Raw genomic sequence first — 17,491 nt, forward strand, 5'->3', positions numbered from 1 at the left:
TGTTGAGAATTTTTCTCATTTGCATAAAAGGGGCCGCATTCTATTTGAAAGAGGAAAACACAATGCGGTTGCACGATGGTTTATGGATGATGTTGGTCTCAGCTTCGGCTCTGTGGCCTTTGACGAGTCTTGCTGGTGATGCGGTGCCGGTTACGAGAGCGAAAAAAATATCTCAGCAGGCGACGGCTTCTGAGCCGCAAAGTGTAGAGCAGCTACTGGTTTTAGGGCAGCGTTTAAAAGCCGAGACGGATGGCACTGGGACTTACACGGTACCGGCGGTGTCCATAAATAAAATGTTGATGCGCGTGCGGGATGTGCCGCAATCGATTTCTGTGCTGAGCAGCCAGCAGATGAAGGACCAGAATTTATTTTCGGTTGATACCGCTTTGCGGCAGGTCGCGGGTGTGAATGTTAATCTGTATGGCGATGGTACGGCCGGGTTTACGTCACGCGGTTTTGGGCTTCAGCCACAATATGATGGGGTGTCTGCGTCTAACGGCTTAGCTTGGGCGCAGCAATTTGATTTGGCGATTTACGATCGTTTGGAGGTGATGCGCGGGCCGGATGGTATTTTCCAAGGTTCTGCGCCTCCGGGGGGGAGTGTTAATTTTGTACGTAAGCGCCCAACGGATCAGTTCTCGGGTAATGCGTCTTATTCATACGGTTCGTGGAATAATAACCACGCAACGTTGGATATTGGTGGGCCGGTTGCGCGTTCACGCTATGTCTCTGCGCGTTTGGTTGTGGCAGGAACAGATCGTGGTTTCTTCTATGATAATGGTCGTGATCGGCGTTGGACCATTTATGGTGTGACGGATATTCGACCGACTGTGAACGATACGCTGACATTATCTGTGGCGTCTCAGAGTAATGAAACGCGGCGCTTTATGGGCCTCCCGCGTGGTGCGGATGGTTCAGATCTGAATTATGCGCGTTCAACGTGGGTTGGTGCCAAGTTGAACAATGCTCATGCTCCGATGACGGAATTATCGGCGCAGTGGGAGCATATATTTGCCCATGGTTGGCGAGCCTTAGTGAATGGACGTCATCGTTCTTCGGATACGGTGCTGCAATATGCGTATCTGGGAACGTGGAATGCCGCAACGCAGCGGGGTAATGCGATACTCGCTAACACGAAATATTCCGAAGTGAATAATGGTGTGGATGGGTATGTTACAGGGCCAGTGCGTCTATTTGGGCAAACGCATCATCTGATGTTTGGCGCAAATTATGACCGTTATATTTACAATGGTTCTGGTGCGACGCTTACGTCAACGACGAGTGCCGCGCTGCGGAATGTCTCCCTCGCTGGCATGGAGGGGATAGCATCGGCTCTGCTGCCGACGATTACGCGTCAAAGTTATCAACCGATGACGCAGTGGGGTGTATACGGGCAAGCGCATATCAAGCCGGTGGAGAGTGTCTCTATTACGTTTGGTGGCCGTGTGAGTGGATATGTGAGCAAAAGCCAGACACGCCGGCCTGTGACGCTGCCGATGACGACGAGCATCGACCAGTCAGGGATTTTGTTGCCGTATATTGGTGCGACGTGGAGTGTTTTGAAGAATATCTCTTTTTATGTGAGCTATGTTTCCACGTTCCAGCCGCAATCAGCTTGGACCCTTGCGGGCAGTCAGTTGCAGCCTATTCGTGGCAAGCAGTTGGAAGGTGGGGTGAAGGGTGATTTCTTCCATCACGCTCTGAGTGTTTCGGTTGCCGGGTTCCGCATTAATAACCAGCATGAAGGTGTTTATCTGAGCTCGGTTAATTCGATGTGTGGTCCCTCAGGAACCAGCGATTGTTATGCTTCTACGGGGAAAACACGCAGTCAGGGTGCTGAAGTTGAAGTGATTGGCCGTCCTTTGCCGGGTTGGGATATTAACGGCAGCTATACGTATAATGATAACCATATCGTCAATGATGGAACGCCGCAGGATGCGGGCTTGGTTTATGCCGCAAACTCTCCCCGTAATCTGTGGAAGCTGTGGACGCATTACCGTTTTGAGCCGCATCTGGGGGCAGAAAAGAATATTTGGAGTGTAGGCGGTGGCTTTAATGCGCAAAGCGGGACGTTTGGGAATAGCCGCCTTGTGACGCAGCCGGGCTATGTCGTGGCGTCTGTGCAGGTGGGTTATCAATGGAACCGATATTTGGCGATGACGGGAACCGTGAATAATCTGTCCAATACGCGGTATTATGAACGCCTTGGGAATACGCGTTTTTATAATTATTATGGCGCGCCAAGGAGCTATATGATGACGTTACGCTCTAATTTCTAAAATGTGATTGATGAGGCAAAGAAAAAGGCGGCTCCATATGGGCCGCCTTTTTTTTGTGATGTTACTGATCGGATGTGACACCGATTTGTTTGATGTCGTGGAAGGCAAGGTCGGGGTTCATTTCAATGGTGCGGCGCATCATGAAGGACGAGCTGGCTAGAAGGACCGGGTCACCATCAAGGTCATCGGCCATGGAGGAGCGGTTGGTCTGCGCGAACATGTCCAGCTTGTTGTGATCGCCTGTGACCCAGCGGGCCATGGTGAAGGGGGTGCTCTCAAACCCGATGGAGACGCTGTACTCAGCCTTGAGGCGTGACTGTAGCACGTCCAACTGAAGGGTTCCGACCACGCCGACGATAGGGGGCAGGCCATCTTGTGGGCGGAAGAGTTGGACAACGCCTTCTTCTGCGAGTTCGACCAATGCTTGGCGAAGCTTTTTGGCCTTCATGGCGTCATCAAGGCGGACACGGCGTAGAATTTCTGGTGCGAAGTGCGGAACACCGGTGAAACGGAGTTCTTCACTTTCGCTCAGCGTATCGCCGATACGCAGTGTGCCGTGGTTAGGAATACCGACAACGTCACCGCCAAAAGCTTCTTCGGCTAGCTGACGGTCACGTGCGAAGAAGAATTGTGGTGTGTGCAGAGCAAACTGCTTGCCGGTGCGGACGTGTTTGAGGCGCATACCGCGTGTGAGGCGGCCAGAGCAGACACGTGCGAAGGCCATACGGTCCCGGTGATTGGGGTCCATATTCGCTTGGATTTTGAAAATTAGGGCCGTGACGTTGGTTTCATCAGCGCGGACTTCGCGGGAATCTGTAGGTTGTGCGCGGGGAGATGGGCCGTATGCAACGAGGGCATCCAGCAAATCGGTGACGCCGATTTCTTTCATGGCAGAGCCGAAGAAGACGGGGGTTAGGTGGCCTGCGTCGAAAGATTCCTGGTCAAATTCTGGGAGAGCGGCTTCAGCGAGTTCAAGGTCTTCGCGCATTTGCTCAAGGCGCGGGTCGCTGTCGTCTAGTTCGACCTTCGTGGTCATTTTGCGGGTGCGGAGGTCGAACGTACCTGTGAAGGTTGCAGCGCGGCCGATGGGCCACGTGGCGGGTGATGTGTCGAGCGCGAGTGTGCTGGCGATTTCGTCAAGTAGGGTGAAGCAATCTTGGGCTTCACGGTCCATCTTATTGATGAAGGTGATGATGGGGATATCACGCAGGCGGCAAATCTCGAACAATTTGCGGGTACGGGCTTCAATACCTTTTGCGGCATCGATCACCATGACGGCGCAGTCAACGGCGGTGAGGGTACGGTAGGTATCTTCAGAGAAGTCTTCATGGCCCGGAGTGTCGAGCAGGTTGAAGACGCAATCTCCGTATTCGAAGGTCATGACGGAGGTCACGACGGAAATCCCACGGTCCCGCTCAATGCCCATCCAGTCAGATTTGGTGCGGCGGCGTTCGCCTTTGGCACGGACGTTGCCGGCAAGTTGGATTGCGCCACCGGCGCGTAGGATGCGCTCGGTCAGGGTCGTTTTACCAGCATCCGGGTGAGAGATGATCGCGAAGGTCCGGCGACGGGCAATCTCGCGGTTGATGTCAGCGCTGAGGGCTTCGGACATGGTCTCTCCGGAAGGCAAGTAATAGGGAAGATAGGGAAGGTATGAAACAAAAACGCCGGACGGGGGAACCCGCCCGGCGTTTCCGGTCGTATATATCGGTCGATCCAGCCCGAAGGCTGGAAAGAGAGCCGAAACTTAGCGGGAGTAGAACTCGACCACCAGGTTTGGTTCCATTTGGACCGGGTATGGTACGTCGGACAGAGCCGGAACGCGCAGGAAGGAACCCTTCATCTGGCGGTGATCGACTTCAACGTATTCTGGTGCGTCACGCTCAGCTGTTTGAACAGCGTCAAGAACGATTGCGAGTTGCTTGGACTTCTCGCGCACTTCGATCACGTCACCTTCCTTCACGAGGTAGGATGGGATGTTAACGCGCTTGCCGTTAACTGTGATGTGACCGTGGTTGATGAACTGACGTGCAGCGAACGGTGTGATCGCGAACTTCAGGCGGTATACAACCGCATCCAGACGACGCTCGAGCAGACCGATCAGGTTCTCTGACGTATCGCCCTTACGACGAACGGCTTCGTCATAGTACTTACGGAATTGCTTTTCGCTGATGTTACCGTAGTAACCCTTCAGCTTCTGCTTAGCCATCAGCTGGATGGAGAAGTCAGATGGCTTGGACTTGCGGCGTTGACCGTGCTGACCCGGGCCGTATTCACGACGGTTAACCGGAGACTTGGCGCGGCCCCACAGGTTGACGCCGAGGCGGCGGTTAATCTTGTACTTGCTCTCGAGGCGCTTTGACATGGGTTGATCCCTTGTTCGCGTCAGACCTGCCCAAAGCTGCGTGGCAGATCGTTTTGTTGCGCCGGTAGGTCCTCCCCCGAATTGGGTCAGACGGGCGCGAAACCATGAGCCGCTCCAGACCGGGTGCAGTGCCCTGTGTCATGTGAAGGAGCAGCCGGTTCGTCCACGTTCCCGGCAATGGGGTCGCGCATTAGCGTGGCTAGCGGCTGGAGTCAATTAATAGTGTAGCGAATCCTGCGGGGGAGGCGCGTAAAAAACACACACGGGCGTTTGGATAGGGTAGGCTATGTAAGGACAAGTGCTCTGGAGTGCCCGGAGTCTGTATCTGTGAAGAGTTGTTGATTATGAGTTCGCAGAAGAAAACCTATCGTTTTAATTCAAAGGCCGGTCGTATTGCGGAAGGTGCATTAGAAGGGCTGGTCCAGTCCTTAGAAGGTACGGCGCCGAAGCTGAAGGAAAGTGCCATCAAACGGGCCTTTAAGCGTTTTGGCTTGGCGCAGATGCATATGTCTCATTTGGTCATCGATGATCGGACGATTGTTCTCAAGGGTCGTGCAGAGAGTGCAAAAGACCGGGATCAGATGATTCTGACTGCTGGGAATGTGGCGGGTGTCGCTGCGGTTGAAGCGGATATTGTGGTGCCGCCCGGAACGCCTGAGCCAAAATTTGTTCAGGTGGGGGAAAATGGCACTTTAGATGAGCTGGCAGAGGCCTTGCCTGAGAAAGTGACGGGTGATGAGCTGCTGAAAGCCAATCTTCCGCTTGTCAGCGCGAAGGATGACATTTATCCGGGGCAGACTATTCGCTTGCCGACGGACCACTCTTAAATAGACTGCATGATACAGGGTCCGGCGGTGAGATGTTTTGATCCATTTCATGTTCGGACTCTGCTATGGAAGCCAGCGATTCCTTGACCGTTGAACGGGTGCGCCCACCCCACGGTGTCGAACCCGCTATGTACACGCTTATGCTTGGTACATTTGCGATTGGTACCGGTGAGTTTGGGATGATGGGATTGCTCCCTGAATTCGCACACTCTTTGGGTATTTCGATTGCGAAGGCCAGTACCGTTATCTCGGCCTATGCAATGGGCGTTGTGATCGGTGCGCCTTTTATGGCCATTCTGGGGGCTAAACTCGCCCGGCGCACATTGCTGATGTGGATGCTGGTGCTGTTTGTTCTGGGCAATATCGGGACCATTCTTGCGCCGGACCTCCTAACCACAGAGATTATGCGGTTTATCACAGGGTTGCCGCATGGTGCGTTCTTTGGCGTTTCGGCTTTGGTTGGGGCGTCTATGGTGGAGCGTGCGCGCCGAGGGCGTGCGGTGAGCCGGGTGATGTCTGGCATCATGTTTTCCACGGTATTGGGCTCACCATTATCCACTTATGCGGCTAATCATTTGGGGTGGCGTTTTGCTTACGGGACAATCGCGGCACTCGGTGTGATGTGCTTCATTGCGTTGTGGTTTTTTGCGCCTCGTGATCGGCCTAATGCTGGGGTGGATGCGCTGTCTGAGCTTGGGGCCTTTCGTCGTCCGCAGGTATTATTGACGTTGCTGACCAGTGCGATTGGTTTCGGTGGTCTGTTCGGCATTTATACGTTCTTGACTACAGGGTTAGGGCAGGTGACGCATCTGCCTGTATGGGCTGTGGCAACGTATCAGGTCGTATGGGGGCTTGGTATGATGGCGGGTAATGTTTTTGGCGGCGCTGTTGCAGACCGAAGTGTGGATCGCGCTGTTATGCTGGCATTAGGGCTAAGTGTGGTGCTGATGTTGGCTTACTGGCTGTGTTTGCCGTCTGCGTTGGCGATGCTCCCGATTGTTTTCTTGGTGCCTGCGGCGTTGATCGGGCTTTCTCCTGCGCTGCAAACACGTTTGATGGAAGTCGCGGGTGATGCGCAGACTTTGGCGGCATCCTTGAACCACTCGGCCTTTAATATTGCGAATGCGATTGGGGCATGGCTGGGCGCGATGCTGGTTGGGCTCGGTTTTGGCCTTGGGTCTGTTGGGTGGGGAGGTGCTCTTCTCTCTGCTGGCGGGTTGGTGATTTATCTCATCACCATCCGCTTGGCGCGTAACGCGCCATCAACGTGACCACAGGACTTTACGTAACCGTAAGGCGAAACCGAGGCTTGTAGCCGCTAAGGCGGATGCCATACCAATCCAAAGGCCTTCCACGCCCATATGGTGTTGGAAGGCTAACCAGCCACCAAAGCCGACGCCAATAAAGCCAAAGCACCCGAATGCTATGAGCATTGGTGTGAATGTGTCACCGCAGCCGCGTAAGGCGCCGTTACAGACCGTTTGTGTCCCATCGACCAATTGATAGACCCCTGCAATTTTGAGCAGGATTGTCATGAGGCTCAGTGCTTCTGGGGTGGGAGGCGTATGACGGAAATAGAGACCAATAATTTTCTCAGGCCATGTGAGGAGTAAGACGGAGGTGAGTACGCTCCAGCTTATGACCAAGGCGATTCCCATGAGAGTGGCGCGCCGGGCTTGAGAAGGCTGGCCTGCACCGCGCCAATAAGCCACGCGCATATTAGTGGCTTGCCCAAAGGCGAGAGACACCATGAACAGCAGTGCTGTGACATTAATGGCGACTTGATGCGCCGCGAGGCTGTTTGTGCCGAGCTGTCCGGCTCTGAGGGCGGTGATTTGGAACATGAGGATTTCGGCAGCAGCCCCCATCATCATGGGAATGCCCAGTCGTGCGAGACTGCCAAGCAGCGGAAGCTGGAACGCTTTGGGTTTGAGTACAGAGCGGACGCGGGGATGTAAGGTGCTTAGGCCGAGCAGGAGGAGGGTAATTGTCCACCCTGTGAGGGCCGATGCGAGAGCGGAGCCGAAAAGGCCTAAGCGCGGCAGACCAAATAGGCCTTGAATGAGGCCAGCATTGGTTACGCCATTGGCAGTGGCCATGAGCGGCATCGTCCATGACAGTAATGTCGCGGCCCCAAGAGATGGCAAAATGACTCGCAAAACGCCGAGTAACACCAGATTGGGGAACAGTGCGCTGAGGAGAATGCGGACGAAGTGGCTACCATCATGGATGACGGGGGTAGGTTCGCCTAAGAGAGTGAAGATGCCCTGTGTGCACCATAAAAGTGTGAAACAGGGGATGAAAACAATGAAGGCCAAGGTAACGGTTGCGCTGACGACGCTGCGCCCATCCGCCGCCTCTGCTTGTCCATAATCGGTAGCACCGCGACCATGTGAGAGGAGAACGCCTGCTCCCCCTAGAATCGCTTGAAAGATAATCATGGTGGTGAAGAAGAAAGCGCTTGAAAGCCCGCCGACGGCTACAGCGGTGACGCCCAATCCACCCAGCAGAACGGTATCTGTAACGCCCATGGCCATTTCGGAAAGTTGAGAGAGGGCCAAGGGAGCGGCAAGGCGCAGTAAGGCGCTTGCGTGGCGAGGGTAAGTCGGGGGAAGGGGCGTGGTGCTGGACATAAGATACCCTATTACAGGGCGTGGTTTTGCAGACAAGCGCTGAAAAGGTGGTTGCGTCTCGCGCGTGGCTGTCGCATTGAACAGATTATGCCAGAACAGTCGATGTCCGTGCTACGTTTGCACGATACCCAGACACGTGAGAAACGGGTTTTCTCACCCCTCGATCCGCAGAATGTTCGTGTCTATTTCTGTGGACCGACGGTGTATGACCGCGCTCATATCGGCAACCTGCGTGCGATGATGTGCGCGGATGTGCTCGTGCGTTTGCTGCGGGTGTGCTTCCCGAAGGTCACTTACGTTCGTAATGTGACGGATGTGGATGATAAGATTACGGCGCGTGCCCGTGAGAACGGCGAAGACATAGCGTCTTTGACGGCCCGTACGACGGTTGCTTTCCATGAAGATTTGGCAGCGTTGAACATTCTGCCGCCTGACATTGAACCACGGGCCACGCATCACATCGCAGAAATGCTTGATATGATTGCGACATTGATTGAGCGCGGCCATGCGTATGAAGCGCATGGGCATGTGCTGTTTTCCGTGCGGCATTTCCCAGATTATGGGGCATTGTCTGGGCGTTCTTTGGATGAGTTGGTTGCCGGTGCCCGTGTAGAGGTTGCGTCTTATAAGCGCGATCCGGGGGATTTTGTGCTGTGGAAACCATCGGACGCGGATCAGCCGGGTTGGGATAGTCCGTATGGGCGGGGCCGTCCGGGGTGGCATATTGAGTGCTCGGCCATGTCACGGCGCTATTTGGGGGAGAGCTTTGATATTCATGGTGGTGGGGATGATTTGCTCTTCCCGCATCATGAGAATGAGCGCGCTCAGTCTTTGTGCTGCAACCCGGAAGGGAAGTTCGCGGCGTATTGGCTGCATAATGGCATGTTGCTGTCCAATGGTGAGAAAATGTCCAAATCTTTGGGCAATTTCTACACGGTGCGTGAGGTTTTGGACCGCGCCCCTGCGGAGGCTCTGCGTTTGTTGGCTTTGGGCGCGCATTATCGCTCTACGCTCGACTTTACGTGGGACAAGTTGGCGGATGCACAACATACGCTGGACCGCTTTTATCGTGCTTTGGAAGCTGGGAAGGCGTTTGAGCAGGATGCTGTGGATGTTCCGGCTTCTGTTATGGACGCGCTGAAGGATGATCTGAACACGCCGCTTGCTTTGGCGGCGCTCCATCGTTTGGCGGATGCTGCGATGCAGGGTGATGAGCAGGCTGCTGCGGGGCTTTTGGCAGGCGGTCGTTTGCTGGGCTTGTTCTTTGGTACGGCAGAGGAGTGGTTCCGTGCAGGCGTGGATGGCTCTGCTATTGAAGCGCTGATTGAGGAACGTTTGGCCGCGCGGAAGACCAAAGATTTCGCTCGTGCGGACGCGATCCGTAAGCAATTGGCCGATGATGGTATTCTTTTGGAAGATGGGCCGGGTGGTACGACCTGGCGGAAGGCAAGCGCATGACCGGGCGTGACGGTGGGGCTGATATTGGCCCGATTGGTGAGTTTGACCCAGTTGTTATTTTGGTGCGCCCTCAATTGGGTGAGAATATCGGCACGACGGCACGGGCTATGGCGAATGGTGGGTTGTTCCATTTGCGCATTGTGGCCCCGCGTGATGGTTGGCCGCAGGAGCGGGCGTGGTCTGCCTCTTCAGGTGCTCATCGGATTTTGGATGCGGCGACGGTGCATGAAACGGTGGATGATGCCGTTGCCGATTTGCATCATGTCTTTGCGACTTGCCCACGACCGCGTCATATCATTAAGCCGATTATGACCGCACGCGGTGCGGCGTCCGAACTGCGTGTCCATGCGACGCGTGGTTTGCGCTGTGGCCTATTGTTCGGGCCGGAGCGCGCTGGGCTGGATAATGAGGATATGGCGCGGGCTGATACGTTGATTCGTTATCCGCTTAACCCAGACTTCATGTCTTTGAATTTGGCTCAGGCCGTTTTGGTCATGGCGTATGAGTGGTTCTTGACGGAAGATACAACGCTGCCGCGGGAATTGATGACGAATGAAACGCAAATTGCCACCAAGGGCGATTTGGAGAATTTCATGACGCATCTTCTGCGTGAGCTGGATGATAGCGGCTTTTTGCATAATGAGCAGAAGCGCCCCGGTATGGTCCGTAATTTACGCCATTTCTTTACGCGTGGAGAAGTGACGGAGCAAGAATTGCGGACCTTGCATGGGGTGGTCAGTGAGTTAGTGCGTGCGCGGAAAGCGGGGCGTACGCCAAAGGTCTGACGTTATATGGACCGAGTGCTCGTATATGGGGCACTCGGTCTGTGAGGTATGTGGCGTGGAAAACACATCATTTTGTAGGGCGTTGCGATGATTCTCTCGTGAGTGCCATGAAAATGAAATAATAAGAAATGATATTAAGTATTTGAAAAATAAGGATTGATACTGATCGTTAGGTGCGATCGGTGCGGATCTATATTGCAAAAAATGCATATGTATGGCTGAAAAGCGACACTTCCGTGTCTCACCTCGGGGCGCTCTGTTTTTGCGGATAACGCAAAGCAAAAATTCGTCTTCTGAGGGGAATGGGTATTATGTTACGGTTTCGTTATGGAGTGGTATCCTATAATTCGGGACCGTGATGGCGTGATTACTTTGAGAGCCTTGCAGCAGGAGAAGCCTTAACATTATGCATTCGTATCGTTCGACCCCGCACTCTACACGTAAAGCGCTTCTTTTGATGACGTGCTTGGCCGGGCTGGGCTCTGTTGCGGCATCATCTGCACGAGCAGTTACGCCACATAAGGGCCGTGCTCATGTTGTTGCGCATCATGCTCAACAGAGTGCTCCTGCCGTGGCTTCTGCGCCAGCAGCTCGGGCTGTGCCTGTGATGGCGAAAAAGCCACGCCCGACGTCTGTCAATGCAGGCGATGCAGAGCATGTGACGGTTTCAATGTCACGCCAGTCTCATAGTCGTGGTGGCGGGATGATGCGCGTTGAGACGGCGCCTTATGCAGTGCAGACGGTGACGAAGGCTTTTATCGCGACGAAGAGCCCGACGAGTACGGCGCTGAACCTCATTCAGAACTTGCCGAGTGTGAGCGTTTCCAGCCCGGATACATCTGGCATGCAAGGCGGGGCGATCCAGAGCCGCAGCCTGACGGATGCTGACATGGCGCTGATGCTGGACAATGCGCCAGCCCAGAGTGCGACATATCTGGCGGAAAATATTGATTCGGAAAACCTTGATAGCGTCAGCATGATGCCGGGTTCTTCGCCGATTGATATGCCAGCAACGTCTGCAGCGGCTGGTGTGATGAACGAAACGTCCCATGATCCGGACCACAAATTTGGTGGTATGATGGATTTTTCTTACGGGACAAATAACCTGTCGCGTGAGTTTTTCCGCCTTGAATCGGGTGATCTGGGGCGTACGGGTGTGCGGAGCTATCTGTCATTCTCTAATAGCCATGCGCGCTCTTGGATGGGGGCAGGCATCAACCAGCGACGTCACCTTGATTTCGGTCTGCGGAAAGACTGGGATAATGGCTCGTTTGCAAAAGTGTTTATGTCATGGAACTCTGAGAACTTTGTTATTGATCGTTATCCGACGGCTACAGAGTTCTTTACGTATAAGCATACTGGGCAGGGCTACGGTCGTAAGGCCGAGTTTGACAAGGCCGGGAATGATTACTGGAAGAACAATGTTGACCATTGGAACCAGCTTTTCCTAACAGCACCGATGCATTTTGTGCTGAGTGACAAGCTACAGTTCGATTTGCGCCCATATTATAGCTGGGGCCGTGGCTGGGATGGGTCGTCCGGTGGTTTTGCTTCTAATGGGATGACTTATGGCAATGGTCAGGCAATTGCTGTTGGCACGCCATTGACCAGCTATTTCCAAGAAGATGGTGCGTTGGATGTCGGGGCTACGGCGAAGCTGGGCTATGATGTTGATCAGCATAACCACATTGATGTGGGTTATTGGTACGAAAATCAGGACTACACCCAGCATTTCCCGACGAGCGTTACGAAACCTGACGGGGCGAACCCAAGCCCAAATGAGGGATCATACCAGGTTTTCTCTAATGGTGCGCGTTCTAACCCGGGCAATACCACTGGGTATGAAGTGCATTCGCTCTTCCTTCAGGACACGGCAAAGTATTTGGACAACCGCTTGCAAATCAATGCAGGGTTTAAGTACGTCATGTCTAATATGTGGTATGTTCAGTATCCCAGCCAGGTGCGTATGGGGCAGAATTTGACGGCACCGTTGCCGCATTTCTCTGTGAGCTATCGCATTAATGAGCACCATCAGGTGTACATCAATGCCGAGGGTGATTTTCGCCAGCCAGCATCTTCTGCGATTGCAAACACGGCCTATACGGGTGTTGCGCCGAAAAACCAGTATTCGATTAAAGAAGAGCTGGGTTATCGCTACAATGATGATCATGTCATCGTTGATTTGGATCTCTTTAATTACAACATCACAAACCGTTTGCTGTCCACGTATGTTGGCAACAACCAATACGGTGTAGTGAATGCGGGTAATCAAACGGCGCGCGGTGTGGATGTGATGGCATCGTTGCAGCCGATTTATGGTTTCAGCCCATATGTTTCGTTTGAGTATCTGAATGCGCGTTTGGATACGAACATTGCCGCTTCTGATGTGCTGGGGAATCTGACGGCCTTCCGCACGAAGGGTACGCAAGCACCGATGGCGCCGCATGTGATGGCGAACTTTGGCATGACCTACACAAATGCAGGTTTCTTCGCGAACGCGACGATGCATTATACAGGTCCGCAATCTGTGACGATCGCAGGTGATCAACGTATGCCCGGGTACATCACGGATACGCTGTCTCTTGGTTATCACTTCAAGCCAGTATGGTATGCGCAGTCTCCGACGGTTCGTTTGAACTTCACGAATTTGACGGGCGCTGTGGTGCGGACGGGTGCTGTTGGTGTTGGTACCAATGCAACGGCTGTTCGTTTGATGAATGGCAATATGTCTGGTGCGGGTTCAAGCGCGCAGTTCTTTGTGCAGCCGCGCTTCAGTATGACGGGTACGATCTCTACGTCGTTCTAAGTGCTTAGGGTATAAAGACCTGTAAAAAGGGCCTGCCAGATTATTCTGGCAGGCCCTTTTTTATGTTCTGCCCGTATGCTCGGCGGCATATCCATGGCTGAGTGTTTCGTAATGGTCAGGTGCTATGCTCTCCCGCGTTCGGAGAGCATAGCGTTCAAGCGCGCTGAGACTGTACCACTTCTTTGATGCGATAAGCTGCATAAAAGACAATGACGCTTAAAGTACTGGCAAACAGTGTGGATCTGCCAGATGCGGAATACAGCATGCCAATAATGACAACGGCAATGCCAACTAGGCTTGCCGTACTGATCCAACGTGGCATGACAAAGAGTGCAGATTGCTCATCACGAAGGGAGCGGTGGGCACAGATGACGAGAGCATAAACCACCAAAATGACTGCGCCAGAGGCGCCGAGCAAAAAAGCAAAGAGTACATCTGGTGATAGGATGGAACAGCCGGCAACGATCAGGCCAAAGAGGCTGCAACCGGCAATGGCGCGTTGCGGCAGGCGTTGCTTAGACAGTTTTGCGAACCAAGAGGGGGCATCTTTACGCGCGGCTAGGCCTTGTAGGGTGCGGGATGTAATGTAGATGGAAGAGTTCAGGCATGAAATCACGGCACTTAGGATGACCACTTTCATTAAGAAAGGTGCGCCCGGTATGCCGATGGTTTCCATGGCAGTGACGAAGGGAGAGTGCCCAGGGTGAATGTTTGTCCATGGCACGAGGCACAGAATAAGAGCAACGGATAGAAGGTAGAAAACCATAATCCGTAGGCCGGTCGAGCGTGTGACTTTTGCGATATTCCCGCCCGCATCTTTGGTTTCTGCGGCTGCCATGGTCGCTGATTCAGAGCCGATCATTGAGAAAAGAACGCTTGGAATCGCGGTGAGGACCGCAAAGATCCCATGTGGAACAGGCCCCCCGCCAGTGTTCAAATTATGAACGACAGAAGGGGGTGGGCCGACAAAATGGAGTAGAGCGGCCAAGCCGAGTGCGCAAAACCCTAAGACGCAGATGACTTTGATGAGAGAAAGCCAGAACTCACATTCCCCAAAGAGGCGGACCGAAATCAGATTCAGAAGGTTAACGGTGATGATGAGGCCAATGGCAATGACCCATACGGGGAGGGCGACCCATTCGGAAATGGCGATGGCACCGGCAATGGCTTCTGCCCCGATGACGATGGCCCAGAAGAACCAATAGAGCCAACCGGCGACAAATCCGGCGGCTGGTCCGCAACCGACGCGAACACAATCCACAAATGATCCGATGCCGGGGCGTGCTAGTAGCATTTCCCCAAGCAGGCGCATCACAATAACGACGAGTAGGCCTGTCGCCGCATAAGCAAGGAGGACGGCGGGGCCTGCAAGAGCGATGGACGCAGAGCTTCCCACGAATAATCCGGCACCAATGACGCCACCTAGAGCGATCATTGTAACGTGCCGATCTTGTAATGTCCCGGTTGGAGCATTCTCGTGAGAGGTGTGGTGAATTATCGCCATGAAGCCATTATGTGTTGTGGATGGGAATGTGCGGAGTGGCCGATATAAAAAGGCCAGCTTATTTTCAAACATAGAATTGGCCCTGCGGGAAGAAGTGCTTTCTGGGGCGTTCAACGTGCTGGTGCGCGTTTTTGTGTGAGAGGGTTTTGCAAAATGGCCATAAAAAAAGCGCTCCAGCAGGAAGCTGAAGCGCTTTTGAAAGAGGAAGGCTGGGGCCGGCCTGTGTTAGGCGCGGATAGCATCCTTAAGACGTGAGATGACGCGCTCCCGCCCCATGAGAGCCAGAAGTGTTGGTAGGTCGGGGCCTTTTTCTTCTGCTGTCAAAGCAAGGCGCAGTGGCATGAAAAGTGTCTTTCCCTTGCGGTTTGTGCGCTCTTTGAGAATGTTGGTCCATTCTTTCCATGTGTCTTCACTCCATGGAGAGTCTGGCAATGTGTCCAGGGCGGTTTGCAGGAAGTCACGGTCATCTGGCTGCGGTGGTGAGATGATGGTGCCTTGTGTGACGTCCCACCAATGTGGAATCTCTGCAGAGATATCGACGTTACCGCGTACGGCGTTCCAGAACTCTTCTGTTGCTTCTGCCGGGAGATGCGCCTTGGCTTTCTCAAATGGCAGATTGTGCAGAGCTTTACGGTTCAGCGCGAGAAGCTGGCGCATGTCAAAGCGTGCGGCTGATTTGGAGACATGGGAGATGTCGTAGGAATCAATCGCTTCTTGCATGGTGATGACATCGGGATCATCGGATGTGCCGACGCGTGCGATGTAGGATACGATGCTCATTGGCTCAATGCCGTCGGCGCGTAGGGATTTGAGGCCGAGAGAATCAAAGCGCTTGGAGAGCTTGCCGCCATCGGTGTCGAGTAGCAGTGGAAGATGAGCGAAGGTGAACGGTGCAGGCTTGCCGGTGATGGCCTCGGCAATATCAATCTGCACACCGGTATTCGTGATGTGGTCTTCACCGCGCATAATATGCGTGATGCCCATTTCGAGGTCATCAATGACGGATGCCAGCGTGTAGAGAATCGTGCCGTCTGCACGAATCAAAACGGGGTCAGAAATGGCGGTGAGCTTAACGGAGCACTCATCCATGACGAGGTCGTTCCACTTTTTGCTGCCATCGGTCAGCTTGAAACGCCAGTAAGGGACTTTACCGTTTGCTTCCGCACGTGCGCGCTGGTCTGCGGTGAGCTTGAGCATTGCGCGGTCATAAAGGGGTGGCTTGCCTGCGCGGATACGCATTTCGCGCTTCGCGTTGAGTTCATGCTCGCTTTCAAAGCATGGGTATAGGCGGCCAGATGCCTTTAGTTTTTCGATGACGGCATCATAAATGTCCCGTCGTTCGGACTGGCGTACTTCCTCATCCCAGTTCAAGCCGAGCCATGCGAGGTCACGGTGGATGCCGTCCACATATTCCGGGCGGCTACGGGATGTGTCCGTATCGTCAAGGCGCAGAATAAAGCGGCCACCATGGCGGCGCGCAAAGAGATAGTTAGCAACGGCCTGACGCGCGTTACCAACGTGAAGATAACCAGTTGGGGAGGGTGCAAAGCGCAGTTTCATGCCGTCTTAATGCCTTATCGTTTTCGTGCTGGCCAGAGTGTTGTGCTGTGTTGGGCGTTATAGTGTGTTTTACGTCATTTCAACATTGCTCATAGCGCTGCTTCCTGTCATGCACGGCATCATGACAACATCCACTGATTTTGAGATTTTTCTGGCCGCGCCTCCCGGGTTGGAAATGGTTTTGGCTGATGAGATTCGGCTGAAAGGTTTTAAGCGTCCGCGTATTGTTCCCGGTGGTGTGACAATTCGTGGTGGATGGCCGGAAGTCTGGCGTGCGAATTTGTGGATTCGTGGTGCGAGTCGCGTTTTGGCGCGTATTGCGTCGTTTCATGTGCGCCATTTGGCACAATTGGATGATCTGGCGCGTGCGGTGGAATGGTCGGCCTTATTGCGGCCTGATGTACCCGTACAGGTTGAGGCGCATTGTGCCGGGTCACGCCTCTATCATAGCGGGGCTGTGGCAGAGCGGATTGGTAAAGCGATACATGCCACACTCGGTGCGCCTCTGGCTGAGGGCGATGTCGAACCATCTGTAACGGTGATGGCCCGTATTGAGCGCGATGTCTGCGTTTTGAGTTTGGATACATCAGGCGCGTTGTTGCATCGCCGTGGGTTTAAGCAGGCTGTGAACCGCGCACCCATTCGTGAGACCATGGCGGCACTCTTTTTGATGCGCTGTGGTTATACGGGACAGGAGCCTGTTGTGGACCCGATGTGTGGTTCGGGCACCTTTATTTTGGAAGCGGCTGAAATCGCTGCGCGGTTGAACCCGGGGCGTGGTCGTTCATTCGCGTTCCAGCATTTGGCGACGTATGACGCAGAGCGCTGGGAGGCGATGCGTGCCGTGCGGAGCACACGTGCCGTTGAAGCGACGTGTTATGGTTATGACCGTGATGCGGGGGCTGTGCGTATGGCGGGTGATAATGCTGAGCGTGCAGGGGTGAGTGCTGGCGTGCATTTCGCGCAGCAGCCGATTAGTGCTCTGAAGCCTCCGACCGAAACGCCAGGGTTGGTGATTGTAAACCCACCGTATGGGGCGCGTATTGGTGAAGCAGATGCGCTGGTGCCGTTATACCGGAGTTTCGGTCAGGTGATGAAGGAGCGCTTTAGTGGCTGGCGTGTGGGGATGGTGAGTGCCGTTCCACGCTTAGCGCAGGCTACGGGGCTGCCTTTCGTGGCACCTGAGGCACCTATCCCGCATGGTGGCTTGCGGGTGAGTTTGTACCGGACTGACCCGTTGGCATGAGGGTATTCTTCGGCGCAGCGAGCTTCTA

Annotated in this window: 12 protein-coding genes; 7 read left to right on the top strand and 5 right to left on the bottom strand. The window is 54.1% G+C overall.

What is annotated here, in order from left to right; genetic code table 11:
• The first annotated feature begins 62 nt into the window (after window positions 1-62).
• Window positions 63-2,279 carry a TonB-dependent siderophore receptor gene (locus tag NTH01S_RS00945; RefSeq protein ID WP_068167896.1) on the top strand — a complete coding sequence of 739 codons (2,217 nt, stop codon included), beginning with the start codon at window positions 63-65 and terminating at the stop codon, window positions 2,277-2,279.
• Window positions 2,280-2,340: 61 nt separating this feature from the next.
• Here NTH01S_RS00945 and prfC read toward each other — a convergent pair whose 3' ends face one another.
• Window positions 2,341-3,891 carry a peptide chain release factor 3 gene (prfC, locus tag NTH01S_RS00950; RefSeq protein WP_068167913.1) on the bottom strand — a complete coding sequence of 517 codons (1,551 nt, stop codon included), beginning with the start codon at window positions 3,889-3,891 and terminating at the stop codon, window positions 2,341-2,343.
• 135 nt (window positions 3,892-4,026) lie between these two features.
• Window positions 4,027-4,644, bottom strand: a complete 618-nt coding sequence (gene rpsD / locus NTH01S_RS00955) for a 30S ribosomal protein S4 (protein ID WP_068167917.1) — start codon at window positions 4,642-4,644, stop codon at window positions 4,027-4,029.
• Between the two features lie 344 nt (window positions 4,645-4,988).
• On the opposite strand from rpsD, the gene NTH01S_RS00960 reads away from it, so the two are divergent.
• Entirely contained in the window at window positions 4,989-5,471 is a 483-nt protein-coding gene (locus NTH01S_RS00960; RefSeq protein ID WP_068167921.1) for a peptidoglycan-binding protein LysM, read from the top strand.
• A 65-nt stretch (window positions 5,472-5,536) separates the two neighbouring features.
• Entirely contained in the window at window positions 5,537-6,742 is a 1,206-nt protein-coding gene (locus tag NTH01S_RS00965; protein WP_068167923.1) for an MFS transporter, read from the top strand.
• Here NTH01S_RS00965 and NTH01S_RS00970 read toward each other — a convergent pair.
• Window positions 6,734-8,104: an MATE family efflux transporter gene (locus tag NTH01S_RS00970; protein ID WP_068167933.1), complete on the bottom strand. Its 1,371-nt coding sequence runs from the start codon at window positions 8,102-8,104 to the stop codon at window positions 6,734-6,736. The genes NTH01S_RS00965 and NTH01S_RS00970 overlap by 9 nt on opposite strands.
• Before the next feature lie 87 nt (window positions 8,105-8,191).
• Here NTH01S_RS00970 and cysS point away from each other — a divergent pair, with 87 nt between their 5' ends.
• The 3 genes from cysS to NTH01S_RS00985 all read left to right on the top strand — a co-directional run bounded on the left by cysS (window position 8,192) and on the right by NTH01S_RS00985 (window position 13,153).
• Complete coding sequence (cysS, locus tag NTH01S_RS00975; RefSeq protein ID WP_068168153.1) at window positions 8,192-9,562, top strand: cysteine--tRNA ligase; 1,371 nt, start codon at window positions 8,192-8,194, stop codon at window positions 9,560-9,562.
• Window positions 9,559-10,347 (top strand): RNA methyltransferase, encoded by a 789-nt coding sequence (locus NTH01S_RS00980; protein WP_068167944.1) that lies wholly within the window; start codon window positions 9,559-9,561, stop codon window positions 10,345-10,347. Before cysS ends, NTH01S_RS00980 begins: the two co-directional genes overlap by 4 nt.
• Window positions 10,348-10,753: 406 nt before the next feature.
• A complete protein-coding gene (locus NTH01S_RS00985; RefSeq protein ID WP_084366802.1) occupies window positions 10,754-13,153 on the top strand; it encodes a TonB-dependent receptor in 2,400 nt (799 codons plus the stop codon).
• Between the two features lie 154 nt (window positions 13,154-13,307).
• Here NTH01S_RS00985 and NTH01S_RS00990 read toward each other — a convergent pair whose 3' ends face one another.
• Together NTH01S_RS00990 and gltX are read right to left on the bottom strand one after the other, a co-directional pair.
• Window positions 13,308-14,729 carry an amino acid permease gene (locus NTH01S_RS00990; RefSeq protein ID WP_245642025.1) on the bottom strand — a complete coding sequence of 474 codons (1,422 nt, stop codon included), beginning with the start codon at window positions 14,727-14,729 and terminating at the stop codon, window positions 13,308-13,310.
• 153 nt (window positions 14,730-14,882) lie between these two features.
• Window positions 14,883-16,217, bottom strand: a complete 1,335-nt coding sequence (gltX, locus tag NTH01S_RS00995) for a glutamate--tRNA ligase (protein ID WP_068167955.1) — start codon at window positions 16,215-16,217, stop codon at window positions 14,883-14,885.
• A 121-nt stretch (window positions 16,218-16,338) separates the two neighbouring features.
• Here gltX and NTH01S_RS01000 point away from each other — a divergent pair, with 121 nt between their 5' ends.
• Window positions 16,339-17,463 carry a THUMP domain-containing class I SAM-dependent RNA methyltransferase gene (locus NTH01S_RS01000; RefSeq protein ID WP_068168164.1) on the top strand — a complete coding sequence of 375 codons (1,125 nt, stop codon included), beginning with the start codon at window positions 16,339-16,341 and terminating at the stop codon, window positions 17,461-17,463.
• The last annotated feature ends 28 nt before the right edge of the window (window positions 17,464-17,491 follow it).

This window comes from Neokomagataea thailandica NBRC 106555 (assembly GCF_001598495.1).
In the GTDB taxonomy this organism is placed as follows: Bacteria; Pseudomonadota; Alphaproteobacteria; order Acetobacterales; family Acetobacteraceae; genus Gluconobacter; species Gluconobacter thailandicus_A.